The organism is Streptomyces sp. NPDC044033 (assembly GCF_056434425.1).
This window is the reverse complement of the sequence record NZ_JBWKFF010000001.1, coordinates 744,145-769,174: the sequence shown is the minus strand read 5'-3', so window position 1 is coordinate 769,174 and position 25,030 is coordinate 744,145. Positions and strand designations below refer to the sequence as shown.

Annotated in this window: 21 protein-coding genes; 12 read left to right on the top strand and 9 right to left on the bottom strand. The window is 72.4% G+C overall.

From position 1 onward, the window contains the following. Positions 1–8: 8 nt before the first annotated feature. Entirely contained in the window at positions 9–3,395 is a 3,387-nt protein-coding gene (locus tag AC07AB_RS03405) for a lantibiotic dehydratase (RefSeq protein ID WP_478559226.1), read from the bottom strand. Positions 3,396–3,457: 62 nt separating this feature from the next. Then, positions 3,458–3,586 (bottom strand): hypothetical protein, encoded by a 129-nt coding sequence (locus AC07AB_RS03400; RefSeq protein ID WP_363128361.1) that lies wholly within the window; start codon positions 3,584–3,586, stop codon positions 3,458–3,460. Positions 3,587–4,305: 719 nt separating this feature from the next. On the opposite strand from AC07AB_RS03400, the gene AC07AB_RS03395 reads away from it, so the two are divergent. Beyond that, entirely contained in the window at positions 4,306–5,190 is an 885-nt protein-coding gene (locus tag AC07AB_RS03395) for an HpcH/HpaI aldolase/citrate lyase family protein (protein WP_478559223.1), read from the top strand. A gap of 97 nt (positions 5,191–5,287) precedes the next feature. On the opposite strand, the gene AC07AB_RS03390 is transcribed toward AC07AB_RS03395, so the two are convergent. Beyond that, positions 5,288–6,817 carry an MFS transporter gene (locus AC07AB_RS03390; RefSeq protein ID WP_478559220.1) on the bottom strand — a complete coding sequence of 510 codons (1,530 nt, stop codon included), beginning with the start codon at positions 6,815–6,817 and terminating at the stop codon, positions 5,288–5,290. A gap of 140 nt (positions 6,818–6,957) precedes the next feature. Between AC07AB_RS03390 and AC07AB_RS03385 the strand changes: the two genes are divergently transcribed. Further along, a complete protein-coding gene (locus AC07AB_RS03385; protein ID WP_478559217.1) occupies positions 6,958–7,680 on the top strand; it encodes a MarR family winged helix-turn-helix transcriptional regulator in 723 nt (240 codons plus the stop codon). Positions 7,681–8,100: 420 nt separating this feature from the next. Here the strand turns inward: AC07AB_RS03385 and AC07AB_RS03380 are convergent, their stop codons facing one another. Next, positions 8,101–8,445, bottom strand: coding sequence for an STAS domain-containing protein (locus AC07AB_RS03380; RefSeq protein WP_478559214.1), 345 nt, complete (start codon positions 8,443–8,445; stop codon positions 8,101–8,103). A 472-nt stretch (positions 8,446–8,917) separates the two neighbouring features. Here AC07AB_RS03380 and AC07AB_RS03375 point away from each other — a divergent pair, with 472 nt between their 5' ends. Then, complete coding sequence (locus AC07AB_RS03375) at positions 8,918–9,634, top strand: ATP-binding protein (RefSeq protein WP_478559211.1); 717 nt, start codon at positions 8,918–8,920, stop codon at positions 9,632–9,634. 375 nt (positions 9,635–10,009) lie between these two features. Further along, positions 10,010–10,429: an ArsR/SmtB family transcription factor gene (locus tag AC07AB_RS03370; protein WP_478559208.1), complete on the top strand. Its 420-nt coding sequence runs from the start codon at positions 10,010–10,012 to the stop codon at positions 10,427–10,429. A 102-nt stretch (positions 10,430–10,531) separates the two neighbouring features. Here the strand turns inward: AC07AB_RS03370 and AC07AB_RS03365 are convergent, their stop codons facing one another. Both AC07AB_RS03365 and AC07AB_RS03360 read right to left on the bottom strand, forming a co-directional pair. Then, a complete protein-coding gene (locus AC07AB_RS03365) occupies positions 10,532–11,935 on the bottom strand; it encodes an ABC transporter ATP-binding protein (RefSeq protein ID WP_478559205.1) in 1,404 nt (467 codons plus the stop codon). A gap of 54 nt (positions 11,936–11,989) precedes the next feature. After that, positions 11,990–13,744 carry an ABC transporter permease gene (locus tag AC07AB_RS03360; RefSeq protein ID WP_478559202.1) on the bottom strand — a complete coding sequence of 585 codons (1,755 nt, stop codon included), beginning with the start codon at positions 13,742–13,744 and terminating at the stop codon, positions 11,990–11,992. A gap of 552 nt (positions 13,745–14,296) precedes the next feature. Here AC07AB_RS03360 and AC07AB_RS03355 point away from each other — a divergent pair. Both AC07AB_RS03355 and AC07AB_RS03350 read left to right on the top strand, forming a co-directional pair. Further along, on the top strand, positions 14,297–15,940 hold the full coding sequence (locus AC07AB_RS03355; protein ID WP_478559199.1) for an NRAMP family divalent metal transporter: 1,644 nt from the start codon (positions 14,297–14,299) through the stop codon (positions 15,938–15,940). 285 nt (positions 15,941–16,225) lie between these two features. Next, entirely contained in the window at positions 16,226–17,608 is a 1,383-nt protein-coding gene (locus tag AC07AB_RS03350) for an alkaline phosphatase (RefSeq protein WP_478559196.1), read from the top strand. Positions 17,609–17,696: 88 nt separating this feature from the next. On the opposite strand, the gene AC07AB_RS03345 is transcribed toward AC07AB_RS03350, so the two are convergent. Continuing rightward, positions 17,697–19,205, bottom strand: a complete 1,509-nt coding sequence (locus AC07AB_RS03345) for a DEAD/DEAH box helicase (RefSeq protein ID WP_478559193.1) — start codon at positions 19,203–19,205, stop codon at positions 17,697–17,699. Positions 19,206–19,533: 328 nt separating this feature from the next. After that, positions 19,534–19,737 (bottom strand): cold-shock protein, encoded by a 204-nt coding sequence (locus tag AC07AB_RS03340; RefSeq protein ID WP_015607926.1) that lies wholly within the window; start codon positions 19,735–19,737, stop codon positions 19,534–19,536. A 401-nt stretch (positions 19,738–20,138) separates the two neighbouring features. Here AC07AB_RS03340 and AC07AB_RS03335 point away from each other — a divergent pair, with 401 nt between their 5' ends. Next, complete coding sequence (locus tag AC07AB_RS03335) at positions 20,139–20,468, top strand: MerR family transcriptional regulator (protein WP_478559190.1); 330 nt, start codon at positions 20,139–20,141, stop codon at positions 20,466–20,468. 19 nt (positions 20,469–20,487) lie between these two features. On the opposite strand, the gene AC07AB_RS03330 is transcribed toward AC07AB_RS03335, so the two are convergent. Beyond that, positions 20,488–20,709, bottom strand: a complete 222-nt coding sequence (locus AC07AB_RS03330) for a hypothetical protein (protein ID WP_478559187.1) — start codon at positions 20,707–20,709, stop codon at positions 20,488–20,490. 236 nt (positions 20,710–20,945) lie between these two features. Here AC07AB_RS03330 and AC07AB_RS03325 point away from each other — a divergent pair, with 236 nt between their 5' ends. Genes AC07AB_RS03325 through AC07AB_RS03305 form a run of 5 tightly spaced genes read left to right on the top strand, consistent with a single transcriptional unit; the run spans position 20,946 to position 25,029 of the window. Beyond that, the gene (locus AC07AB_RS03325; RefSeq protein WP_478559184.1) at positions 20,946–22,421 is read left to right on the top strand and encodes a sensor histidine kinase; all 1,476 of its coding nucleotides are present in this window, start codon (positions 20,946–20,948) and stop codon (positions 22,419–22,421) included. Next, on the top strand, positions 22,418–22,819 hold the full coding sequence (locus AC07AB_RS03320; RefSeq protein ID WP_478559181.1) for a roadblock/LC7 domain-containing protein: 402 nt from the start codon (positions 22,418–22,420) through the stop codon (positions 22,817–22,819). The genes AC07AB_RS03325 and AC07AB_RS03320 overlap by 4 nt, the downstream gene beginning before the upstream one ends. Then, a complete protein-coding gene (locus tag AC07AB_RS03315; protein WP_363128379.1) occupies positions 22,816–23,172 on the top strand; it encodes a DUF742 domain-containing protein in 357 nt (118 codons plus the stop codon). The genes AC07AB_RS03320 and AC07AB_RS03315 overlap by 4 nt, the downstream gene beginning before the upstream one ends. Then, on the top strand, positions 23,153–23,761 hold the full coding sequence (locus AC07AB_RS03310; RefSeq protein WP_478559178.1) for a GTP-binding protein: 609 nt from the start codon (positions 23,153–23,155) through the stop codon (positions 23,759–23,761). Before AC07AB_RS03315 ends, AC07AB_RS03310 begins: the two co-directional genes overlap by 20 nt. Further along, positions 23,758–25,029, top strand: a complete 1,272-nt coding sequence (locus AC07AB_RS03305; RefSeq protein ID WP_478559175.1) for a cytochrome P450 — start codon at positions 23,758–23,760, stop codon at positions 25,027–25,029. The genes AC07AB_RS03310 and AC07AB_RS03305 overlap by 4 nt, the downstream gene beginning before the upstream one ends. Position 25,030: the final 1 nt, after the last annotated feature.

Here is a 25,030-nt window from a genome sequence, read left to right as displayed (position 1 = left end):
CGGCGAGGTCATCGGGTGTGCCTCGCGCGGTCGGTACGCGCCTGGGCCGCGCCGCGCGCTACGGCGTGCGCGAGGCGTTCGGCCTCCCGGTCCGTGCCCACCAGCCGGTTGTGGTGCATGTGCAGCAGAGAGCTCAGCACGTGGTCCGGCTCGGACCAGCAGCGGTCGCCCAGCCCCCGCAGGAGGTGCCCGTAACGGGCGGTCTCCTCGGCACGCCGTTCCCACAGCCCGCGCAACACCTCGTCGGTGGCGGGACCCGCGCCCTCGGGGTCGGTCAGCGCGAGGGCCTGCCGGCGGCGGCGCCTGAACGCCTGATGACACGCCTCGTCCTTGGCCACCGTCCGCAGCAGCCAGGCCGCACCGCCGCACTCCCCCTCCGTACCGGCCCCCTCCACATCGACCCCCTCCGTATCGGCCGTCGCGTGGAACGCGCGCGCCAGGTCCGTGAAGCCCGCCGCCGCGAGCAGCAGCGGCTCCGTGGGGTCCTGGCGGGTGTAGCGGCGGCGCAGGTGTTCCAGTACGGCGACGCTGTCGGCGTGGAAGACCCGCTCCACGGCGGCCATGGCCTCCGGCCCGCCGTAACGCTCCAGCTCCGGGTCGTAGCTGTCCCACACCACCCGGCCGACCATGCCGCCCTCGTGCAGCGCCGCCGCGGCCCGGTGCAGCCGGGGCAGCAGGTCCTGTGCCAGTACGGCCGGCGCGGCGTGGAAGCGCAGCCGCAGATGCGGGCCGCCGGCGTCGCTGTAGCGCAGGAAGAACCAGCGGTCGACCTGCGCGGGAAGGTCTCCCAGCAACGGCGGCAGGTGGGCGGCCAGCAGCTCCTCATGCAGTTGGGCCGGGGCATAGAGGCAGACCTGGAGCCACTCCCCTCCCGGCAGGTGCGCGGTCCCGGGCGGGCGCGCCGGGGCGGGGCGGCGGCGGGAAGCCCGGTCCGAACGATCCGAGCAGTCCGAACGGTCCGCACAGTCCGAGCGGCCCGAACAGTCCGAGCGGTCCGAACGATCCGAGCGGTCCGGCAGCGCGGTCCTTCGCAACGGAATGACCACCTCCGCGTGGTGCGCGCCCTCCGGCCCCCGCAGCCAGCCGTCCGGCAGCCCGGCCGCGCCGGCGGGAGCCTCGCGCAGCTCCGCCTGGTCGGAGCGGAGCAGCTCGTGCCGCAGCAGTCGCGGGTGGCCGGGCAGGGTCAGATCGAGCTGTACGTAGCGGTCCGCCCAGCCGACCCGCACCCGGTCGGGGACGCGCCACTGCCGCTGCCAGCGGCGGAAGGTCTCCCACCACCGGTCGAACGGCACGCCGGAATCGCGCAGTTCCGCGTCCGGTCGCCAGCGCGCCGGGCTGAGGACCGTACGCCCGTAACGGACCCTCGGCAGGTGGGGCAGGATCTCGGCGCCGCCCCACTGCCACATCTGCCAGCGCCGCCGCCCGCTCGCGGTGACCTCGCACACGAAGCGCGCCGCGTTGGGCAGGTCCCACCGCTGGTTGAGCATGTGGAAGACCGCGGGCTCCACCGGGCGGCCGGTGGACGCCTCGACCAGCTGGAGGCGCTCGGAGTCGGCCCGTACGGCCAGCGCGCGCGGGTCGAGCACGCCGGGATCGTCGGGGTCCGCGAAGCAGCCCACCGGCAGCAGCCGGTCCAGCCACTGCGGCACCTGCGCGATGTTGCCCACCCGCGACCGGCCGGAACGGAAGGCGACCTGCGCGCGCAACGCGCCGCCGGGCGCCTCCTCCCGTACCAGCTCGGCGACTTCGGCGTCGGCCCCGTCGCCGAGCAGATAGCCGAACCGCCCCAGCATCGCCCCGGCCTGCCGGGAGCCATTGGCCAGTACGAGCCGGAAGGCGCCGCCGGCCAGCGCGTCCCCATCCGCCGCCAGCAGGTGGGCGCCCAGCTCCAGCGACGCCGGAGGCAGGCCGTCAGCGTCGGCCAGGAGGCGGACCACGGGGTGGTCCTCGTCGAGCACCACTTCGCCGTCGCCCGTCAGCACCGCCTGCTGGGCCAGCGCCGCCAGGGCGCGGTCGCGCTCCTGGTCCGGCGCGGCGGGCGGCGCGACGCGCGTGCTCGGCGGGCGCAGATACCCGGCGGGCGCGCCCAGGCCGACGCCGGGATCGAGTACGTCCGTCAGCGGTACGAGCCGGTCGGTGCCGTAACGCTCCAAAAACGCCCGGTGGTACTCGCGCAGATGCTCCGGCCCCGCCGTGCGCGGGGCGAGGCGCCACAGCAGTTCCGCGGCGCGGGCGGCCTCGTCCGCGACGGCGGCGGGGAGCCGGGCCTCGGCGTCCAGCGCGAGATCGACGTGGACCGGGTCGGGCGCCTCGTGCAGCCGCCGCATCCGCGCGGTGGCCTCGCCCAGCGCCGGTCCGCCGCGCCCGAGCGGAGCCGCGGCGTAGCGCTCCAGCCCCTCTTGTACGTCCTTGAGCGCTGCGCGCTCCGGCAGCTCCTGGGGAGGCACCCCGGCGCAGGCGCGCAGGACGTATCCGAGCGGGTCGACCTCCTCCAGCGGGGGCCGCGCCCGCGTCAACAGGATCTCCTTGCCGACCAGTTGCACCAGCACGCCGTCCACCGCCTGCGCGGTAGCGCCGGGGAACCGCTCCAGCAGCCCTTGGGCCAGTTCCGACCCGAGCACCGGACGGCGGGCCAGTTCCAGGACGGCCGCGACCACGGAGGTGTGGCGCACGCTCACGTCCTGGACGGTACGGGCGCCACCGCCGGAACCGCCGGGACCGCCGGGACCGCCGCCGGACTCGGGGGGCTCGGGAGTCTCGGCGGACTGCGGTACGTACGGCAGCACCAAGCGCCCGCCGCGCACCCGGCAGAGCGCGTTGGCCACCACTTCCAGTCCACGCAGCACGCCGGGGCGGCGCTCCCAGGAGGCGACGAGGCCGGTCAGCCACTCGCGGTCGGGGCGTACCGCGCGGCGGTGCGCGGCGCCGAAGCGCACCGCCGGCTCCTCGTCCGGACCGGCGAAGCGCGCCGGGGCGACGCCGGCCATCAGCCCGAACGGCGTGGCACGGGTGCTCATGCGCAACCGGTACAGGGTCAACGCCCGTACCGCGCGCCGAAGTTGGGCGGGGCTCGCACTCTCCCCCGCGTCGAGCACCCGGCGCAGCAGACCCGCCAGAGAGGGGCTGGAGACCTCGACCGCCTCGCGTACCAACGGGTCGGCCGCCAGTTCGCGCAGCGACGTGGTCAGGTCATCGGCCTCGCCCGCGCCCGGCTCGGCCTCCGGACCGGTGGCAGGCAGGGCGAGACGGGAAGCCCGCACCGGGTGGACCGGGGCGCGCAGCATGCCGATCCCGGCGGCCTGGTAGCGGAACTGCTGGGACACCTGCGTGCGCTCCTCACCCGACGCGGTACGGGCGACCGGCGACCGCACCGCATCGCGTGGCGAGCCCGTCACCCGTTGGCTTCTCAGGGGTCGGGGCCCACGGCGACTCGCCGCGGGCCCCGGTTCCGCCGGAATCAGTGGCAGATGAAAGTGATGACGCTGGTCGTCTCAGCCTTGGGGTCGTTGTCCCCGTTGTCGGCCTCCTGCTCGGTGACAGTCTCACGGAGGTCGAGGTCGAATTCTTCCATCAGGGCGGTAGGCATATCAGCTCTCCTGTCGTGGGAAACGAGAGTAGTGCGCAACGGGGAAATAGGACACCAGCGACCAGAAAGCTCCGGCGCAATACGGTGAACTCGCCGCACTTGCCTGCTGGTTGATCAGGCGTTCGCAACCGTAGGACTGCCGGTTCAGGGCTGTCAACAGGCACGGAGCCCTTAACGAACCCCTTACTCCACACAAACTGAATGCCCGCCGCCCATATGGATGCATCCGCCCGGCAACGATGCACCGGTAAACGCGATAAGGCTCAAAAGTTCCTCAACAAATGGGACGCAAAGCCCGGATGAGCTGCGGGAAGCGAATCGCATGGCCGCGCCGGGCGGCAGCCCGCCGTATTGCCTGTCTCATTGCGAAACCAATAGAGATGTTTGACATCTCCATAAAGTGACCGGCCGGTACAACTACCGCGGAACTGAACCGGCTCGCCCCACGCCGCGGCGCCGGCATCGAGGCGATCGCGCCCTCGGTCCGGCCGGCATCGAGGCGATCCCGGCCGGACCGAGGGCGGGGAGCCCAGGCGGCGCGGTTCGGGCACGGGACATCGCGGCGAGGGGACGCGAGGGGGCGCGAGGGGGGCGGCAGCGGCTCCGCGATGATCGAGGGCAAGATGCGGGACGTGGCCACGCCCCCGGGCCGCGCGACGCCCACGCGGCGGCCGAGCCCCAGCAGAACGCCGAACCATCGATGAACCAGGAGTGACCCCGTGTCCGACCCGAACCCGCGCCCCCGCCGCTCCGTCCTCTACATGCCGGGGGCCAACGAACGCGCCCTGGAGAAGGCGAAGTCCCTCCCCGCCGACGCCCTCATCCTCGATCTGGAGGACGCCGTCGCCCCGGACGCGAAGGCCGCGGCGCGCGAGCGGGTCGCCGCCGCCGCTGCCTCGCGGGGATACGGCCGCCGCGAGGTGGCGATCCGCGTCAACGGGCCCGGCACCCCCTGGCACGCCGACGACCTGCGGGCCGCCGCCGCGGCCGGCCCGGACGCCGTCGTCGTCCCCAAGGTGGACTCGGCCGAGACCGTACGGGCCGTCGAACGCTCCCTCGAAGCGGCCGGCGCCCCGGACCGCACCGCCGTCTGGGCCATGCTCGAAACCCCCCGCGCCATGCTGGACGCCCGGACGGTGGCCGCCGCCGGCGAACGGCTCACGGTGCTGGTCCTGGGCACCAACGACCTGGCGAAGGAGCTGCACGCCGAGCACGTACCCGGCCGGGCGCCCCTGCTGGCCGCCCTCTCGCTGGCCCTCCTGGCGGCCCGCGACACCGGCAGGGCGATCCTGGACGGGGTCTACAACGACGTGCGCGACCTCGAAGGGTTCGAGGCGGAGTGCGTACAGGGGCGGCAGTTCGGCTTCGACGGGAAGACCCTCATCCACCCCTCCCAAATCGACCCCTGCAACCACGTCTTCGCACCGTCCGACGCTCAGGCCGACCACGCGCGGCGGGTCATCGCCGCCTTCGAGGAGGCCGCCCGCGACGGCCGGGGCGTCGCCACCGTGGACGGCCGGATGATCGAAAACCTGCATGTCGAGGACGCCCGCCGGATTCTGGCCGTCGCGGAGGCGATCGCCGGGACGGGCGGCGCGCGCTAGTAGCGGCCGGTCGCCCGGCGGCGGACGGCCACGACGGGCGCGTTCCTGTTCGTCTGAAGCCGCAGCCGCAGCGTGCCACCCTGAACCGCTGCGCGCGTCACGGAGACGGAGACGGCAGCCGGTTCGTACCGCCCGTACCGCCCGTACCGCCCTTGCCCATGGAGCCCAGGCGGGCGCACAAGCAAGCGGCGGTGAGGGCGAGGGCGGCCAGGGTCAGAGCGGTCGTGTCGAAGGAGTGGGCGAAGCCCGCGGCGGGGACGGGCTCGGCGGGGTTCTCCGGGTTGGCGCCCAGCACCGCGCGGTACAGGGCGCCGACCGCGGCGACGCCCAGCGCCATCCCGGCCTGGGTCACGGTGTTGAGCACCCCGGAGCCCGCACCGGCGTCGTCCGGGTGCACCCGTGCCAGCACCGTATCGATCAGCGGCGCCACGACCAGCCCCTGCCCCAGGCCGGAGGCGCCCATGAGCGCGCCGAGCAACCAGCCCTGTACGTACGGGGGTTCGGAGGTCACGGCGGGTACGGCGCACAGGGCGGCGGCCATGATGGTGCCGCCTGCCACCGAGACCTTGATCCCGAAGCGGGCCGCGAGCCTGCGGCAGGCGGTGGACGCCACGATGAACCCCAGCCCGAGCGGTACGAAGACCAGGCTCGCCCGCATCGCCGAGAGCCCGAGGCCGGACTGGAGGTGGTAGGTCAGCACCAGGAACAGCCCGGCGTTGCCGGCGAAGAAGACGGCCACCGTCGCCATGCTGATGGGGAACCCGGGGGCGCGGAGCAGGCGGCGCGGCAGCAGCGGTTCGGCGCCGGTGTTCTCCAGCCGCCGCTCCCAGCGCAGGAGGACCGCCGTCAGCAGGACGCCGAGGGCCGCGCTCAGCCACGTCCACCACGGCCCGCCCGCGTCCGGGCCCACGACGAGCGGTACGAGCACGAGCGGCAGGATCAGCGCGGTCAGCACCACCCCGACCAGGTCCAGGCGCGGCCGTTCGGCGCTGCGGCTCTCGGCCAGGGCGGGCACGGCGGCGGCGAGGATGGCGACCCCGATCGGCACGTTGATCAGGAAGATCATGCGCCACCCGAGGCCGGCCGCATCGAGGTCGAGGAGGAGCCCGCCGCCGACGAGTCCGGCGATGACGCCGAGGCCGATGGCGGCTCCGTACGCGCCGATCGCCCGGGCCCGGTCCCGCTCGGCCGTGAACCGCGCCCGGATGATCGACAGCACCTGCGGCGTCATGAGCGCCGCCGCCAGCCCCTGGAGGACCCTGGCCGCGATCAGCGCGTCGGGGGTGGGAGCGAGGGCGCAGAGCAGGGAGGCCGCGGTGAACGCCGCGACGCCGTACTGGAACACCTTCTTGCGCCCGACCCGGTCCCCGAGCCGGCCGCCGGTGACCATGCCGGCGGCGTAGGCGATGACGTAGCCGTCGATGATGAACTGGGTCTGCCCGAATCCGGCGCCGAGGCCGGACTGGATGGCGGGGGCCGCCACGTTCACGATGAACATGTCGATCTGGCTCATGAACATCGCGAGGAGTACGACGCCGAGCCCCGCCCACGCACGGCGGGTGGCGCGGGGAGCCGAGGCGTCCTCGCCGGGCCCGGCCCCGGTCGCCTGGTCCGTCGGTACGGTCATGGTCGTCCCCCTTGCCTGCCTGTGTCCGTACGTCCCCGCAGCCAGGGCGGGCGGATCGCCGGGCGTGGCATACTGAAGCCGCACCCGCTCGTTTAGTGCTTAATTTAGCTCTAAATGTACACGCTCGCTGGAGGACTCGCATGCACCGGGGAGAACAGCCGGCCCAGCCGCCCGAGAACGCCGACCGCACCGATCAGGCCGGCCCCGAAACCGGCCCCGAGACCGGCACTAAAACCGACGCCGAGACCGGCCCCGAGTCCGGCTCTGAGACCGACGCCGAGGCCGACGCCAAGGTCGGACCCGAGACCGGATCCGTGGCCGGATCCGGTCAGGCCGCCCGCGACCAGGTCGACGAGATCGCCGCCGCGTGGCAACGGGAGCGGCCCGGCACACCGGTCGCCGCCATCGGCGTCGTCACCCGCATCTGGCAGCTGGCCAAGCTCTTCGGCGACGACCGCCGCCGCGTCCTGGCCGCCGCGGGCATCGACAGCGCCACGCTCGACCTGCTCAGCGTCCTGCGGCGCAGCGGCCCCCCGTACACCCTCAGCACCCGCGAGCTGGCCACCCAGTCACTGGTCACCGCGGGGGCGATCTCGCAGCGCCTGACCCGGGCCGAGCAGGAGGGGCTGGTGACCCGCCGCGGCGCGGGCGGCCGCACCCGCGCCGTACTGGTCGAGCTCACCCCGGCCGGGCACGACCTCGTCGAGCGGACGGTCGACCGGGTCCTGACGCGCGAGGCCACGCTGCTCTCCGGGATTCCCGAGGCGCGCCGCGACGAACTCGCCGTCCTGCTCCGCGACTTGCTGGACGACGTACAGGAACGCGTGGGCGAGCGCGGGGTGTCGCACGTCGGCGGCCCGTGATCGCGCCCCGCGCCGACGCCATGGGCCGCGTGGGCCCGGTAAACGCAGCATTCCAGCCCCGTGTTCAATACATGGCCGAAGCTTGACTGTTCGCGTTCGGACTGTCGCCCTAGGGTGACAGTGCCCGGTCCCGGCATCGCGAATTCGGTCGCGCGAGTCGGCTCCGAGGCCGCATGCCAGCGGTCTTCCCCGGGGGATGGGGGCCTCCCCCGTGGTCCCCAAGCGTCCGGGGAAGGCCGCTTTCCCGGCTCGGCGCCGGAGAGCCCGCGGCGAGAAGATCAGCAATCACCGCGAGCACCACGACACGGAGCGCGTGAACAGCACCACGACTCGGAGCGCGTCAACAGCACCATGAGGGCGGAGTGAGGGGCGCCGAGCACGGCGCCCCCATCCCGGCCCAGCCCCCGTCCCGCTGACGGGCTACGCCGACACCCCATGTCCGTCCTCGTGCCCGGCGGACTTCTCCAGCGCCGCCGGCAGGCCGTCCAGCACGGCGAACGAACGGTCCAGGTGGGTGAGGCGCAGAACCCGCCAGACCTTCGGAGGGGGCCGCACAAGCCGCAGCTCCCCTTCCCTGGCGGCTACTCGGCTCCTGATGCGCAGCAGCAGGCGCAGGCCGCCGGCGTCCAGGAAGGTGACGGCGCGCAGATCCACCACGACGTCCGGGCGAGGCTGGTCCAGCAGTGACTCCACGTGACCGGTCAGGGTCACGGTCGACCAGATGTCCAACTCTCCGTACAACTCAATGACCAGCGTCCCGCCCACAAGGCGGTCCCGCAGAAGAAAAGTCGTCTCTCCGACACCCATAACCTTCCCCCGGTGGCTCCGGTGATTACCCGCACGTAACAGATCGTTGAAGCGCGCATTGCCACCGAGGTCCGGGGTGGCCCCAAAGTGCTCTGCTCTCATCATGCCCCGCAATGGGCCACCTGTACCGTCCGAGACCCCACGTATGCAGCGGCAACAGCCCCTGGACGCGCACTTTCCCCACCGCCGGGGCACCGCGGGGCCGCGCCGCCCGGCCCCGGCGCTCGACCACACCCCCGCGATCACCCCGTCAATCACGCTCCGTAGCCACCCCTTTCTGTCAAGCTCAATCGGAAAACCCAGTTTTACCAATGCCTCCTGAGCTACCGTGAGTTGATGGCATCTCACCCTGCGCAATCAGCGGGACGGAGCGGTCGCGCGCGGAGGGGCGGAAAGCCCGGCGCCGGACCGCCGGCCGGGCGTACGGCCCGTGGCGTCGCACACCACCAGCGCCCGCCACCGCACCATCGCCGGCCTCAGCATCCACGTCCCCATCCGCGTCCGCTCTCAACAGCTGGGCGGGAGCTTCCAACGGCTGGACGCCGCCGGGCGGTTCGACGGCCGTACGCGTCGCACCCAGCACGGAGACCTCATGATGATCACCACGCCGCCCCCCTCCTCTTCGCCGTACCCAGCGCGTCCCGCCACCGCCTCCCCGCACGCGCCGCCCACGCCTTCCGCCCCAGACGTCCCCACCACCCTCGCCGCCCCACACGCCCCTCCGGCCCCGGTCGCCCCCTCCGCCCTCACCGCCTCGCATCGGGACTTCCCCGGAGAGCTCCAGTGCGTGGGCGCCGCCCGCCGGTTCATCACCCAGCACCTGCGCGACAGCGGGTACGAGCCGCTCATCGACGATGTCGTGCTCCTCGTCAGCGAGCTCGCCGGCAACGCCGTCGTCCATTCGCGCTCCGGCGACCGCCACGGCACCTTCACCGTGCGGCTGCGGCCGACCCGGTCCGCGCTGCGGATCTCCGTGCTCGACCAGGGGGGCCACAAGGTTCCGCACGTCCGGTCCGGCTGCGGCGAGCGGGGCCGGGGGCTCGGCCTGGTCGACGCCATCGCCGACCGCTGGGGCACGGACGGCGACGGCGACGGCCGGACCGTCTGGTTCGAGGTCTCACCGCCCGCCGGAGACCAGGACGCTTGACGGGCTTGAGCGCTCCCCCCGCCCCCGCCGCGCCCCGAACGGCCGGACCCACCGGCTCTCCCCGGACCACGGCACCGCCGCATACGCGATCACGCGGGCCGCTCGGACAAATGCTTTCCTCACCTAAAAAGCGAGACCCGACGGAACCCACAAGTCGCCGTACCCCTCTTTGACTTCAGAGAGTTCCTTCACCGGAGCTCCACGCCCAGCCGCTCCGAGCCACGGACCCGCCCCACGCCCCCGTCGCTCGGAGCCGAATGGACGGGGTCCTGTCCGTACACCCCCGAACGGCGGGACCCCGTCGCCCACCCGCGTCCGCCCATGATCGTTTCTGGGCCGCCCCGTTCCGCACCGGCAGCCGGTTACGATACTTGCATGGGAGCGCAAGTTGAGGCATGGGATTCCGCCGCGGCCGACCGGGCGATCGCGGTACTGAAGGCGGTGGCCGACCCGACGCGGTACCGGCTGCTGTGGGCGCTGAGCCGCCAGGAACTCCCCGTCGGCAGCCTCGCCGAGATGCTGGGCGCGCACGTCGCCGCCGTCTCCCAGCACCTGGCCAAGCTGCGCACGGCCGGGCTGGTCGAGTCCCGGCGCGACGGCACCCGCATCTACTACCGGGCCGTAGGCCCGCACGTACGGGGGCTGCTGGAGGAGGCCGCGCTGGCGGCGTCCGCCTCCTTCGAGGACCCCGAGCCCTCCGGCCCGCCGGCCGCCGCCGCCCGGACCCGCGCGGTACGGGCCGGGGCCCGCGCCCCCGGCGCCGCCGCACGCGCCCGGCGGCCGCTCCCGGAGTAGTCCGAGCGGCCCGGGCAGCCCGACCCGAGCGGCCCGCCCGTACGTACGGCCACCCGCCCGTACGTACGGCCGCGGCGCCCGTGAGCCCCGTCAGAGCCGGTGTCACCCGTCCACCGCGCCGCCGCCCTCGTCCAGGCGGTACTCCTGCGGGTCGGCGTCGAAGGAGTACAGCTCCGCGTAGCGGCCCCAGTCGGTGGCCGTCTCCAGCTGCTGTTCCACCTGCTCGCTCGTGTAGTGGTGGGCGAGCAGGTCCCTGAAGAACCCGGCGCGGAGGGCGCCCTCGGGGTTCTGGCGGAGGCTGGTGGTGATCAGCCGGACCAGCGGGACGTCCCAGGCCGCCTCGGCGAAGATCTTCTTCGACTGCTGCACATCCGCCCCGGCGAAGGTGGTGCCGCGCCCGGTGAGCAGCAGGTCGTCCTCGCTGACCGTGGCGAAGTCCAGGAGTTCCAGGGCGTCCACGAGCGGGAGCAGGTCGTCGATCTCCAGCCCCAGGTCGTCGGCGAGGTCCGGCAGGTCGAAGCGCCCGCCGCGGTGGGCGACCATCTCGGCGAGGCCGGACAGCCCGTCCACGCTGGCCGTGGGCAGCGGCGTGTTGGCGGCGGTGCGCTTCTCCATCTCGACCGCCTCCGTTCGGCCGGGGATGCGGCTCTCCTTGGCCCGGCCGGTCATCGTGCGGTACACGCGGTCGATGAGGTCCTCGAAGGCGGCGGACTGCCGGTCGCGCGGGCGGTCCAGGCCGACGTCGAAGGTCTCGCGGATGGTGCCGGGGCGCGAGCCGAGCACGACGATGCGGTCGGCCATCAGCACCGCCTCCTCGATGTTGTGGGTCACCAGCACCACCGCCCGGGTGGGGAACTGGCCCGACTCCCACAGCTCCATCAGCTCGCCGCGCAGGTTCTCGGCGGTGAGCACGTCCAGCGCGGAGAACGGCTCGTCCATCATCAGCACGTCCGGCTCGACGACCAGCGCGCGGGCGAAGCCGACACGCTGGCGCATGCCGCCGGACAGCTCCTTGGGATAGGCCGACTCGAAGCCGTCGAGGCCGATCAGGTCGATGGCCTGCACGGCGGCCTCGGCACAGGCGTCGGGGGCGACGCCCCGGGCCTCCAGGCCGAGTTCGACGTTCTGCTGAACGGTGAGCCAGGGCAGCAGCGCGAAGGTCTGGAAGACCATGGCCGTACCGGGGTTGGCGCCGGTCAGCCGCTCGCCGCGGTAGGTGACGGCGCCGGAGCTGGCCGGGATGAGCCCGGCCAGGCAGCGCAGCAGGGTGGACTTGCCGGATCCGGACTTGCCGAGCAGCGCGACGATCTCGCCGGCCCGGATGTCCAGGTCGATGCCGGCCAGCACCGGAAGGTCCCGGTCGGCGCCCGCGTACGACTTGGTCAGGCCGTCGGCGGCGAGCAGCACTTCCCCGTCGGCGGCGCGCGGCAGCTTGCCCGCGGGTACTGCGAGGTTGGTGTTGTCCGTGTGCGTGGCGCGCAGGCGCCGGAGGATGTTCAGGGCCATTTGGGGGCTCCAGGAGGAAAGTTCAGAAAGTTTGCGGGGGAGGGCGTACGGGCGTCAGAGCGCGTACCGCGTATCGGCCAGCCGGTAGAGCCTGCGCCACACCAGGCGGTTGAGCCCGACCACGTACACGCTCATCACCGCGACGCCCGCGATCAGATGCGGGAAGTCGCCGTCGGCCGTGGCCTGGGCGATGTACGCGCCGAGGCCGGTGGCGGTGAGCGTGGTGCCGCCGAAGGTGACGACCTCGGAGACGATGGAGGCGTTCCAGGCGCCGCCGGACGCGGTGATGCCGCCGGTGACGTACGCCGGGAAGACCCCGGGGAGGATCAGCCGCTTCCAGCGCTGCCAGCCGTGCACGCCGAGGTCGTCCATGGCCTCGCGCAGATCGCTGGGGATGGCCATGGCGCCGGCGATGGTGTTGAAGAGGATGTACCACTGCGCGCCGAGCGCCATCAGCAGGATGCCGCCGAGGTCGATGGACAGGCCCGTCTTGAGGAAGAACCAGACCGCCAGCGGGAAGAGGAAGTTGGCGGGGAAGCTGGCGAGGATCTGCACCAGCGGCTGGGCGATGCGGGTCAGCTTGGGCGAGAAGCCGATCTTCACGCCGATGGGCACCCAGATGACGGTGGCCACGGCGACGAGCACCACGACCCGGGCGAGGGTGGCGAGGCCGAGCAGCAGCGGTTCGCCGAACACGCCCAGCCCGGTGCGCTCGTGCAGATAGCCGCCGAGGTCGATCAGGCCCCACAGGATCAGGCCGCCCGCGACGACGGCGAAGGCGATGTCGCCGGTGCGCTGCCGCTTGGGGTCGACGTCCAGCGGCCGGTCGTCGACGCCGAGGACGCGGCCGGCCCGGCCGAGGGCGCGCGCCGCCGGGCGCAGCGCCCGGCCCAGCAGCTGGGACCAGTTGGAGCGGCGCAGGAACGCGAGGACGTAGCTGCGCTGCACCTCGGTGGCCTCGGACTGCTCGTTCTTGAACTTCTCCGCCCAGGCGGTGAGCGGCCGCCAGAAGAGGAAGTTCACGCCGATGACCATGACGGCCATGGTGAGGATCGCCCAGCCGACCTTGCCGAGGTCGCCGTCGGCGATGGCGGCGCCCGCGTACGAGCCGACGCCCGGCAGCGCGTAGTCCTTCTGGTTCACGCTGATCGCCTCGGACGCGACGAGGAAGAACCAGCCGCCGCCGAAGCTCATCATGCCGTTCCAGACCAGGCCGATGGCCCCGGCGGGCAGCTCCACCTTCCAGAAGCGCATCCAGCGGGTGAACCGGAACGAGCGGGACAGCTCGTCGAGTTCGCGCGGCAGCGAGGTCAGGGAGTGGTAGAAGCCGAAGGTCATGTTCCACGCCTGGGAGGTGAAGATCGCGAAGATCGACGCGCACTCCAGGCCGAGCAGGGAGCCGGGGAACAGGGCGATGAAGCCGGACACGGCGACGGTGAGGAAGCCGAGCACCGGCACCGACTGGAGGATGTCCAGGGCCGGGATCAGTACGCGTTCCAGGCGGCGGCTGCGGGCGGCGGCATAGGCGTAGACGAAGGTGAAGACGATCGACGCGGCGAGCGCGACGAACATCCGCAGCAGGCTGCGCGCCGCGTCGTAGGGGAGCTGCGAGGGGTCGGTGTCGACCTTCGCCGACTGGCTGGTGGAGAAGCGGACGGTGGTGCCCTGGCCGACCTTCAGCGTCAGATAGAGCAGCACCAGGACGGCCGCGGCGACCACCACGTCCACCCAGGTCAGCCGGGACAGCCGGCCCTTGACCCGGGACTGCGGCGACTCCCGCGAGGCGGTGGGGTCCGTACGGAACGACATCACAAGAACCTCCGAACCACAGTGGGCATGACGCCGCTACCCGTGCGTGGCAGGCGCGCCGACGGCACGGGCGGGGGGGGGCCGCCCAGAGTGCGGTGAAGAATCGGTGGGGAAGGTGCGGGAGAGCGGGCCGGGCCTGGGGCCGGGCGAACGCTCTGCCGCGCGGCGCGGCGGGGGTCCGGCGCGCCGTCGTGTCAGCGGCTGCCGAGGAGGCAGCGCGGACTGGGAGGGTCGGCGCCCATGGCTGCCTCCGTTCCGTCGCGTCGTTCCTGTGGAGCCGGGTCCGGTCTCGTATGGACAGGGACCGAGCCCGGGTTCGTCTGCCGGGTCCGGGTCCCGATGGTCCGGGTCCGGGTTCGTACCGTGCGAAGTCTGCCGCTAATTGCGTTTCTACGCAAATAAGCAGAACCCACGTCAAGACTCCGTCAAGTAGTTGCGTCAATACGCAAGTATATGCCTACACTCCAGCCGTTCAGCGGGATCCGGGAGACGCCTCGTACGGCGAGGCGTGATCCGCCCGGGCCCGGAAGGAACGGGCACTGGAGTCCCGTCATGACCGACCTGACCACCGCACCGGCGCGCCCGGCCGCCCCCGGCGCCACCCGCGAGCCCCCCGGAGCCATCCGCGGCGCGCTCGGCACCATCGAGGCCGGTGACACCGCGCCGCGCCGCGGCCCGTCCGCGAAGTTCAAGACGCTGCTCGCCGTCGTCGGCCCCGGCCTGATCGTCATGGCCGCCGACAACGACGCGGGGGCGTTTGGCACATACGCCCAGGCCGGACAGGACCACGGCACCCGGCTGCTGTGGACGCTGCTGCTGCTCGTACCCGTGCTGTACGTGAACCAGGAGATGTCGCTGCGGCTCGGCGCGGTGACCGGGGTCGGGCACGCGCGGCTGATCCTGGAGCGGTTCGGGAAGTTCTGGGGCGCGTTCTCCGTCATCGACCTCTTCCTGCTCAACGCGCTGACCCTGGTCACCGAGTTCATCGGCGTCGCCCTCGCCGTCGGCTACCTGGGGCTCCCCCGGACCGCGAGCGTGCTCCTCGCCGCGGCCGTGGTGATCGCCGTCGCCGCCACCGGCTCGTTCCGCCGCTTCGAACGGGCCGCGATCGTGCTGTGCCTGGGCTCGCTGCTGCTCGTACCGGTCTACTTCCTCACCCACCCGGCCACCTCGCGCGCCGCCCACGACTTCGTCGTACCGGGCCTGCCGCACGGCTCGCCGCTCTCCGACGTCATGCTGCTGATCGTCGCGGTCGTCGGCACCACCGTCGCGCCCTGGCAGCTCTTCTTCCAGCAGTCCTATGTGGCCGACAAGCGCGTCACACCGCGCTTCCTGCGGTACGCGCGGGCCGACCTGGCCCTCGGCATCGCCCTCGTGATCATCGGCGCCGCCGCCCTGACGGGGATCGGCGCGGCGGCCTTCGCCGGGACCGCCGGGGCCGGGCACTTCACCGACGCCGCCGGGATCGCCCACGGCATCGAGGACCGCGCGGGCCGGCTGGCGGGCGTGCTGTTCGCCATCGCGCTGCTGGACGCCTCGGTCATCGGCGCCGCCGCGGTATCGCTGTCCAGCGCGTACGCGCTCGGCGACGTCCTGGGGTTCCGGCACTCCCTGCACCGGGGCGTACGGGGCGCGGGCGTCTTCTACGCCGTCTTCGCCGGGCTCGTGCTGGCCGCCGCCGGGACCGTACTCGTCCCCGGCGCACCGCTCGGCCTGCTCACCGAGGGCGTACAGGCGCTGGCCGGAGTGCTGCTGCCGGCGGCCACGGTCTTCCTGCTGCTGCTCTGCAACGACCGGTCCGTGCTCGGCCCCTGGGTCAACGGCCGCTGGACCAACGCCGTCGCCTGCCTGGTGGTCGCGGTCCTGGTCGCCCTCTCCCTGATCCTGACCGCCTCGGTGCTCTTCCCCGCCCTCGGGACGGCCGCGATCCTCGCCGCCGCGGCGGCCTGCGGGTGCGCGGGGCTGCTGGCCGTCGGGTACGCGGAGGTGCGCCGGGTGCGCAAGGGGTGGGCGCGCGGCGGGCGCCCCGTCGACCGTACGGGCCGGGCCGGCTGGCGCATGCCGCCGCTCGCCGCGCTGCCCCGGCCCAGGATGTCCACCGGCCGCCGCGTCGGCCTGACGGCGCTGCGCACGTATCTGCTCGTGGCGGCGGTCCTGGTGATCGTCCGCACGGTGCAGCTGGCCGCGGGCCGCTGAGCCGGCCTGACGTTCCGTCACAGCCACTGACCGACCGTACGGAATCAGCCAGATCGACGGGGCCGGGGGGAGCGGCGCTCACGTACCCGCACAGGGTTCACTCTCATGAATGTCATGAACATCGACTACAGCGGGGCAATGCATTCCGCATAGTCCGCGGAATGGTCCGCTCCACGCCGTCCGCCAGGGCCTTGGTCGCCTTCAAGCCATCGCGTCGTCACTCTGGATTCACCAGTCGCTGCTGTGCTTCACTCCGTCGGCATCCGGTCGGCCTAAGAGAGGGAAATGCTCGTGCGAAGACTGCGCCTGACCCGCCGCCATGTCACGTGGAGCGCCGCCGTGGTGCTCGCGACCGCCGTCGCCGTGCCCGCCGGAGCCAGTGCCTTCGGTCCGGCGGACAAGGTCCGCGCCGCCGTCAAGGCGGGCCCGGCCAAGAACGTCATCCTGCTGATCGGTGACGGCATGGGCGACTCGGAGATAACCCTCGCGCGCAACTACACCGTGGGCGCGGCCGGCCGGCTGAACATGGACACGTTCCCGATGACGGGCGCGTACACCACGTACTCCGTCGACAAGCACGGCAAGCCGGACTACGTCACCGACTCCTCCGCCAGCGGCACCGGCTGGGCGACCGGCCACAAGACCGTCAACGGCCGGGTGTCGAAGACGCCGGACACCAACAAGGCGATACCCACGCTGCTGGAGATGGCGCAGCACGGCGGCCTCGCCACCGGCTCCATCACCACCGCCGACCTCACCGACGCCACGCCCGCGGTGCAGGCGTCGCACGTCACCGACCGCGACTGCCAGGGCCCCGAGGACATGAAGAAGTGTTCCGTGGACCGCATCAGCAAGGGCGGCCCGGGGTCGATCGCGGAGCAGAGCGTCAACCACAAGGTGGACGTGCTGCTCGGCGGCGGCAAGGGCCACTTCGACCAGAAGGTCAAGGAAGGCCAGTACAAGGGCAAGACGGTCACCGAGCAGGCCAAGAAGCTCGGCTACCAGGTCGTCACCGACACCAAGGCGATGAAGAAGGCCAAGGCCGACCGGCCCGTGCTCGGCCTCTTCGCCGACTACGACATCCCGATCGAGTGGACCGGCAAGCCCGCCACCGGCAAGGGCACCGACCCCCAGCGCTGCGTCACCAGCAACCCCAAGCGCCCCAAGGGCACCCCGACCCTGGCCGACCAGACCACGCAGGCCATCCAACTGCTGGAGGGCAAGCAGGCCAAGAAGAAGTCGGGGTCCCGCGCGGACAAGGGCTTCTTCCTCCAGGTCGAGGGCGCCAACATCGACAGCGAGGACCACGCCGCCGACCCGTGCGGCCAGATCGGCGAGACGGCCGCGTTCGACCGCGCCGTGAAGGTGGCCCGGGACTACGCCGCCAAGCACCCCGACACGCTGGTGGTCACCACCGCCGACCACGGCCACAGCAGCCAGGTCGTCCCGGTCGACAGCGAGCCGGCGGGCATGAGCTCCACCCTGGTCACCGACGAGGGCCAGAAGATGAAGGTCAGCTACGGCACGAGCCCGGTGGGCGAGTCGCAGGAGCACAGCGGCACGGAGGTGCGCATCGCGGCCGAGGGCCCGGAGGCGTACCGGGTGCTCGGGGTCACCAACCAGACCGACCTCAACACCACGATCCGTACGGCGCTGAACCTGGGCTGACGGAGCCCGGATCGCCGAAGAGGGGCGCGGACCTCGGTCCGCGCCCCTCTTGGCGTCATACGAGCCGGCTGCGCGCCGGCTTCCCCGCCTACGCCGCCGAGGGGCGGCGGCTGCCCGAAGAGCCCGCGGACCCCGCCGACGGCCGGCGGCCCTGGCTCGGGCGGCGGCGTCCGCGTGACGCGGACCCGCCGCGCTGGGCCCGCTCGGCGGGCGGCGCGGAGACCGAGACCGGGACGCCGGAGGGCGTGCGGGCCCCCGTGATGCGGGTGAGTTCGGCGTCGCCGGAGCGGACCTGGGTGGTCTGCGGGGTGATACCGGCGTCTGACATCAGCCGCGCCATGGTGCGGCGCTGGTTCGGCAGCACCAGGGTGACGACGCTGCCGGACTCGCCCGCCCGCGCGGTACGGCCGCCGCGGTGCAGATAGTCCTTGTGGTCGGTCGGCGGGTCCACGTTCACGACGAGGTCGAGGTTGTCGACGTGGATGCCGCGGGCCGCCACATTGGTGGCGACCAGCACGCTGACGTGCCCGCTCTTGAACTGCTCCAGCGTCCGGTTGCGCTGCGGCTGCGACTTGCCGCCGTGCAGCGCAGCCGCCCGTACGCCGCTGGCCAGCAGCTCCTTGGTGAGCAGGTCCACGGCGTGCTTGGTGTCCAGGAACATGATCACTCGCCCGTCGCGGGCGGCGATCTCCGTGGTGGTGGCCCGCTTGTCGGCCCCGTGCACATGCAGGACGTGGTGCTCCATGGTGGTGACCGCGCCCGCCGAGGGGTCCACCGAGTGGACCACCGGGTCGTTCAGGAACCGGCGCACCAGCTGGTCCACATTGCGGTCCAGGGTCGCCGAGAACAGCATCCGCTGGCCGTCGACGCGCACCTGGTTCAGCAACGCGGTGACCTGCGGCATGAACCCCATGTCGGCCATCTGGTCGGCCTCGTCCAGGACCGTGATCGCGACCTGGTCCAGCCGGCAGTCGCGGCGCTCGATCAGGTCCTTGAGCCGCCCCGGCGTCGCGATGACGACCTCCGCGCCCGCGCGCAGCGCACCGGCCTGGCGGCCGATCGACATCCCGCCGACCACCGTGGCGATCTTCAGCCGCACCGCCTGGGCGTACGGCGTGAGCGCGTCGGTGACCTGCTGGGCGAGCTCCCGGGTGGGGACCAGGACGAGCGCCATCGGCGCCCGCGGCTCGGCCCGGCGGCCGGCGGCCGCGGTCCGGGCGAGGAGGGCCAGCCCGAAGGCGAGCGTCTTGCCGGAGCCCGTACGGCCGCGGCCCAGCACGTCCCGGCCGGCCAGCGCGTTCGGCAGGGTGGCCGCCTGGATGGGGAACGGCTCCGTGACGCCATGCCGGGTGAGCGTCGTCCGCAGCGCCGCGGGCATGTCCAGGTCGGCGAAGGCCTCGACGGCGGGCAGCGCGGGCGAGGTGCCGGTCGGCAGCGCGAACTCGCCCTGCGGGGCGGCGGCGGGGCGGCGGCGGGCCGGGCCGGAGCCGTAGCCGCCGCGGGGGCCGGCACCGCTGCGGGGAGCGGAGGCGCTGCGGGAGCCGTAGCCGCCGCGACCACGGCGGTATTGATCGTTCGGGCGGTCGGGTCGTGTCATATGAGAACTTCCTCGATGCGGCACGTATCGGGGAACTCTCCAGCGGCGTGGATGAAACGACCGCGCGAAGAATCGCAGGAACGAGCCGGAATTAAGCGGCGGACAGCGGGCCGGAAATGCGCCCCGAAACCCGCCCGGGAAAGGCTGCACACCCGTGCAGCGGCCGATCGGAAAAATCGTCCGAGCCACCGAAAAGAATTCAGGGTACGGGACGCGTCCGGCCGGCGGGGCACCTGGCGGTGTACGGCCGGTAAACAGCCGAAAAGCAACGAGCTGGGGCCCGCACCCTCACGGTGCGGGCCCCAGCTGCGCGGTACGTCGAACGACGTCAGGCGGGAACGATGTTCTCGGCCTGCGGGCCCTTCTGGCCCTGCGTGACGTCGAAGGAGACCTTCTGGCCCTCCTGGAGCTCACGGAAGCCCTGGGTGGCGATGTTCGAGTAGTGGGCGAAGACGTCGGCGCCGCCGCCGTCCTGCTCAATGAAGCCGAAGCCCTTTTCCGAGTTGAACCACTTCACGGTACCGGTAGCCATATTAATTCTCCTTCTGGGGCAGAGCCGAGGATTCACACTGCGTGAATCCAGCGTCGCCGCGATGATTGCCCCATTCCGGAATACTTACCGGTAAAACAAAAATGCGCCTACGACCCGGGGGTCAGAGGTGCACAGAGTTCTTGGGAACCACAACTGCAACTGCCCCAGACGATAGCACGTCCGGGCCGATTACGCCCAGGAACTATACAGCTCCGCCAAACGGTCCATAAAGATTGGGGGCGGGCCTCGACAAATCCTGGGCGCGATCCTCGACAAACCCTGGGTGCGGCCCGCGACGATATCTACAGCCGCCACGATAGACATGCGCGCAGCGCCTCGATAGCTTTGAGGGGCCACACAGACGCTTGAGCCCCATCTCGCGCTCACGAAGACAAGGTGCGATGCCCCCAACACCCCGCCCGTTCGACGACGACGACTACCCCGCCTACACGATGGGGCGCGCCGCCGAAATGATCGGCACCACCGCCGCCTTTCTCCGCACTCTGGGGGAGGCACACCTGATCACCCCGCTGCGCTCGGACGGCGGTCATCGCCGCTACTCCCGCTACCAGCTGCGCATCGCGGCCCGCGCACGAGAGCTGGTCGATCAGGGCACGCCGGTCGAGGCCGCCTGCCGCATCATCGCCCTGGAGGACCAGCTGGACGAGGCCCGGCGCCTCAACGACGAGCTGCGCCGATCCACCGGTGCGCCGCCGGACCAGGGGTCCTGACGGGCGGCGCCCCGACGTCTCAGAGCTTGTTCAGCCTGGCGAACGGCGTGGGGAGCCGCTCCTGTCGGGAGCCGAAGTCCACGAGCACGGCGAGGTCTTCCTCGACCCCGACGACGCGGCCGAGGCCGTACTGATCGTGGGTGACCCGCTCGCCGACGACGAACTTCTTGGGCGGACTGACGGTCGGTGCGCTGAAGGGGCTGGTGGGCAGATGGCGCTTGGGCGCGGCTGATTTCGTCATTACGGTCAGTATGCGCCTGCGGGGGCGCGCCCGTCACGCCTCAATGCCCTTATCTCCCAAGCCAAACGGAAGCCCCAGGTCAGTGCGGTGCACCCGATACGGCACCCCGTGCCAACGCCACTCTTCGGACGGCCAGTTGCCGCGCCACGCGGAGCGGATATGGTGCTGAACGATCTCCGCAACGCCTCGCGCTGCCTGGCTCCCCACGCCATCAACCGTTCACAAGGACCAGTTTGATGTCAGCACTCATATCCACTCGCCAGCAGGCAGTACGCCCACCCGTGGGGCAAGCGCTGCTCGTCCTGCTGGCCGCGGCTGCCGTCACCGGCGGCCTGTGCCTCTGGGCGGCGCTGACCGCCCCGGGCTCGGTACAGACCCCGGTGGCCTGGTGCGGTGGGGCCGCCGCCGCACTGCTGAGCCTCTCGCTCGCCGCGACCGCGCACAGCGTGCGGACCGCACGGGCGCGCCGCGACCAGATCGCCGCGCTGGAAGCGGAGGCCGGCCGGCTGGCCGACGACACGCTGCCCGCGCTCGTCGCCGTGCTGCGCCGGGGCTCGTCCGTGGACACCGCGCTCGCCCACGTGAGACAGCCCGCCGACGGCGCGCACCGGCGGATCGTACGGATCCTGGCCGAGGAGGTCGGCCGGGGCGAGCGGATGCGCGCCGCCGCGATGTCCGCCTGCGCCAACGCCGCCGGCCGCGTCCAGGCACTGGCCACCAGCATGCTCGCCGACCTCCGGGAGATGGAGCACCGGCACGGCGAGGAGGTCCTCGGCGACCTGCTCAAGCTCGACCACAGCACCGCGCAGGCGGGCCGCCTCGCGGACAGCATCGCCGTGCTCACCGGAGCCCGCTCGGGCCGCCGCTGGACCAAGCCGATCGCGATGGAGTCGATCCTGCGCGGCGCCATGGGCCGCATCAGCGCCTACCGCCGGGTGCGACTGCACTCCAGCAGCAGCGCCGCGGTCGCCGGGCACGCCGCCGAGGGCATCATGCACGCGCTCGCCGAGATCATGGACAACGCCACCACCTTCTCGCCGCCCTCCTCCGAGGCGCACGTCTATGTGGAGGAGGCCCAGGCCGGCATCGTGATCACCGTCGAGGACGGCGGGCTGGTCATGAGCGAGGCCGCGCTGCGCCGCGCCGAGCAGGCCGTCTCCTCCGAGACCCTCGACCTGCTGACGCTGTCCGGCACCCGGCTGGGCCTCGCCGTGGTGGGCTGTCTGGCCCGCAAGCACGGCCTGTCCGTCTCCTTCCGCCCCTCCTCGCGCGGCGGTACGGGCGTGGTGATCCTCATCCCCCAGCAGCTGGTCACCCAGCTCCCCGCGCAGCCCTCCCCAGCCCTGGCCGAACAGGGCGCGCCGCGGCACGCCCGTACGCCCGCCGCGCCGCAGCACGCGCCGATGCCCGCGCCCGCCACCGCACAGGCCCCTGCCGCGCCCCTACCGCCGCAGGCCCCCGCAGCGCCCGTACCGGCGCCCGCCCCCGCGCAGGCCCCCGCCGCCGACCTCGGTGACAGCGGGCTGCCCAAGCGCCGCCGCGGCCAGACGCTGGCCTCCGCGCCCTCCCCGACGCCGTCGCGCGGCGACGCGCCGCCCGCGCGCTCCCGCGAGGAGGCCGCGGCGCGGTTCAGCACCTTCCGCAGAGCTGTCCAAGGCAGCAACTCTTCCCCCGCCCCCACCCCCGCCCGCCCGGAGGACGACCCCCGATGAACACCACCGACCGCAGCCTCGACTGGATGCTGGAAAACCTCCTCCAGAAGACCCCGGGGACCCGGCACGCGCTCGTGCTGTCCAAGGACGGCCTCAAGCTCTGCCACTCCAAGGAGCTCTCCGTGGACCAGGCGGACCAGCTCTCCGCGATAGCGTCCGGCATCCAGAGCCTGTCGCACGGCGCGTCCGTCGAGTTCGGCGACGGCTCCGGCGGAGTCCGGCAGGCGATGACCGAGTTCCACGGCGGCATCCTGTTCATCGTGGAGGCCGGGCACGGCGCGCATCTGGCCGTGGTGGCGACGGAGGACGCCGATGTCGGCGTCATCGGCTTCAACATGAATGAGCTGGTCGAGCAGATCGGCGAGTACCTCAGCGCCGCCCCCCGCCAGTCGGTATGAGGAGGCTGGGGCCCGACGACGACCCGGACCGGCTCTACACCGTCACCGGCGGCCGCAGCCGCGCCGACGAGAGCCGCTTCGACCTGGTCACCCTCGTCGTCAGCGAATGCGATCCGACCCCGGGCATGCAGTCCGAGCACGCCCGGATCCTCGCCATGTGCCAGTACCCGGTGGCGGTCGTGGAGATCTCCGCGGAGCTGCGGCTGCCGGTCAGCATCGTCAAGATCCTGCTCTGCGACCTGCTCGACGGGGGCCGGATCACCGCGCGCCATCCGCGTTCGGCCCCGGCCGCGGCCCAGCTCCCCGACCCAGACCTGTTGAAGGAGGTGCTCGTTGCACTCCACCGTCTCTGAGCCGACCGCCGGCCGCGACCATCTGCGGAGTACCGCGGACAACGGCCTGAAGATCGTGATAGTCGGCGGCTTCGGCGTCGGCAAGACCACGATGGTCCGCTCCGTCAGCGAGATACGCCCGCTCAACACCGAGGAGACGATGACGCGGGCGGGCATCGGCGTCGACGACCCCTCGGGCGTGGAGTCCAAGTCCACCACCACCGTCGCCTTCGACTTCGGCCGCATCAGCATCAACGACCAGGCCGTGCTGTATCTCTTCGGCGCGCCGGGCCAGGAGCGCTTCTGGTTCCTGTGGGACCGGCTGTTCTCCGGGACGCTGGGCGCGGTGGTCCTCGTCGACACCCGGCGCCTGGACGACTCCTGGTACGCGATCGACCGCCTGGAGCACCACCGGATGCCGTTCATCGTGGCCCGCAACGACTTCGGCGGCCCGCACCACACGCTGGAGCAGGTACGGGAGGCGCTCGACCTGTCCCCCGACGTGCCCCTGATCGACTGCGACGCGCGCGACCGCGACTCCTGCAAGAAGGTCCTGATCGCGCTCGTCAACCACCTCTACGCCCTGTCCGCCCGGGAGATCACACCGTGACGTACCAGCCCCCCTCGCCCGACGCCGTCGCCCCGCCTCCCGGCTGCCCCGCGCACCAAGGGGCCGTGCCCCTGTACGGGGAGGGGTTCCAGAGCGATCCGGCGCGGCTGTACCGGGAGCTGCGCCGCGACCACGGGCCGGTCGCGCCGATCCTGCTGGACGGCGGCATCCCCGCCTGGTTCGTGCTCGGGTACCGGGAGGTGCACCAGGTCGCCGGCGATTCGCAGCTGTTCGCCCGCGACTCCCGGCGCTGGCACGCGTGGAACCGCATCCCGGCCGACTGGCCGCTCATGCCGTACGTCGGGTACCAGCCGTCGGTGATGTTCGCCGAGGGGCCGGAGCACCGGCGGCGGGCGGGGGCGATCAGCGACGCGCTGGCCGCCGTCGACCAGTTCGAGCTGCGGCAGATCTGCGAGCGGGTCGCCGACTCGCTGATCGACGCGTTCGCCGGGCGCGGCGAGGCGGATCTGATGGCGGACTTCGCGTTCCGGATGCCGCTGCTGGTCGTCGCCGAGCTGTTCGGTCTGCCGGACTCCGAGATCCCCCCGCTGGTGCGGGACATCGCCGACTCGCTCGACGAGACCGAGGGGGCCATCGAGGCGCACCAGCGGGTCGCGGCCCGGATGGGGCGCCTCGTGCAGGACAAGCGGGTGCACCCGGGGCCGGACGTGCCCTCAAGGCTGCTGGGGCACGCGGCGGGGCTGGCCGTGGAGGAGATCGTCATCGATCTGCTCGTGGTGATGGCCGCCGCCCAGCAGCCCACGGCGAACTGGATCGGCAACACGCTGCGGCTGATGCTCACCGACGACCGGTTCGCGGTGACGCTGGCGGGCGGCCGGCGCAGCGTCGGGCAGGCGCTCAACGAGGTGCTGTGGGAGGACACGCCCACGCAGAACTTCATCGGCCGCTGGGCCACCCGCGACACCCAGCTGGGCGGCCAGCGCATCCGTACCGGGGACCTGCTCGTACTCGGGCTGGCCGCCGCGAACAACGACCCGCAGGTGCGGCCGGACTCGTACGCCGGTTCCGAGGGCAATCAGGCCCATATGTCCTTCAGCCACGGCGAGCACTCGTGCCCGTATCCCGCGCCGGAGATCGCCGAGGTGATCGCCAAGGCGGCCGTCGAGATCCTGCTGGACCGGCTGCCGGACGTGCTGCTGGCGGTCGAGGCGCGGGAACTGGTGTGGCGGCCGTCGGTGTGGATGCGCGGGCTGGCGGCGCTGCCGGTCGGGTTCACCCCCGCTTACGTGCCGGGAAGCATGGGCTGAC